General features: G+C 25.8%; 1 protein-coding gene. It reads right to left on the reverse strand.

Annotation, left to right across the window (positions count from 1 at the left end; genetic code table 11):
* Positions 1-182 precede the first annotated feature (182 nt).
* Positions 183-1,469, reverse strand: coding sequence for an ISL3 family transposase (locus ABGF48_RS08410; protein ID WP_408105892.1), 1,287 nt, complete (start codon positions 1,467-1,469; stop codon positions 183-185).
* Positions 1,470-1,603 lie beyond the last annotated feature (134 nt).

Consider the following 1,603-nt stretch of genomic DNA (forward strand, 5'->3'; position numbering starts at 1 on the left):
GGTTCTTTGTCAAATAGTGTTGGTAAAGAATTGAAATAACAAAACAGGTTCAGAAATCAGATATGATTTCTGGGCCTTTTTTAATGGTTCTTTGTCAAATACCCATAGGGCACAAGTAGTGTTGGTGAAGAATTAAAATAACATATTGAGAGAATTAGAGAGTAAAATTTCTAATTCTCTTTTTAATTTCTTAACATCTTTTTAAGTTTTCTAGTAATTAATATTCTGTTTCTAAAGTGAAAGAATGATTTGTATCCAAAAGCTACTCTTTTAAGTGCTTTAATAAAATTGTTAATTCCTTCTGTAAATCCATTAGAATACCTGTAGGCTATAGCATTTTTAACATAATCAAAGTCCTTTAGAAGAGTTTTAATAGCAGTTTGCATGTAGGTAGATCCTTTATCCTTAAAGTTTTCTAAATGAATTTTTAAATTATCAGCATTTTTAGAATTGATATCATTTAATAGTATTTGATAAATTTCATAAGTATCTTCAAGTGATTTATCAATTTCCATAGATCTATGAACTACACCTGCCTCTGAAATTAAATCCTTAAAATGAACAAATCTATTGTAATTATCAGCATCTAATTCACTAAATTTCTTTTGAAATAACTTCCAATATCTTTTTAATCTTTTGTAATCCATACTAGAAGTAGGTAATTTTTTCATTACTTCAATTCTAGTCTTGTTAAAAGCCCTAGAAAGATTGTTAACAATATGAAATCTGTCAAATATGATTTTTGTATTAGGTAAAAGCTTTTTAATTAAAGTAATATATGGTTTGTACATATCAATAACAATAGTTTTAACACTTCTTCTAGCATTTTTACTAAATTTAGAAAAGTATTTAATTAAAAATGGAAGTTGCCTATTCTCTACAATGTCAAAAACTTCAGAACTATCTAAATCAGTAATGATAAAGCTCATAGCACCTTTAGCATCTTTAGTAGAAGCAAATTCATCAAAAGATAGATGTTTAGGTAAAAAATTTTTCTTTGGAGAAAATTCCTTAAAAGCATTATCAATATATCTAGAAACAGTAGAATGAGATACATTGAGAATTTTAGCAATATCTTTTTCACTGATTTTTTTAGAAATAGTGTCTAAAACACCTAATTTAAGCCTTTTAGAAATTGAGTGGAACTTATCCACAACATTAGTTTCTGCAACAAATGTAGACTTACAGCATTTACATAAAAATCTTTGTTTTTTTAATTTAATGGCAGTAGGCTCACCATTAATACTTGATAAACGAACAAGAGTATCCTTAAATCCATGTTTGATAATATTGGAATGGTTAATATTACCACATTTAGGGCAAAATGTAGCCTTGTATGATAAAACAGCTTCATGAATATTGGTATTTAACTTATTAATTTTTTTATTGTAAATATTACCTAAAAAAGTGATATTTTCATCTTTAATTGAAAGTGTTTTTGATATATAATTAGAAATGTTAGTAGACATTGTGTACTCCTTTATTTTTGTGTTGTTACTTTAATTTTAGGATAAAATTTACACTTTGTCTTCTAATTTTTTTATTTTAAAATAAAAAGCAGTGAAGGTGAATTTTATCCACCAACACTATTTATTGTAGAGCC

Origin of the sequence: Helcococcus bovis (assembly GCF_046035835.1) — a bacterium.
Lineage (GTDB): Bacteria > Bacillota > Clostridia > Tissierellales > Peptoniphilaceae > Helcococcus > Helcococcus bovis.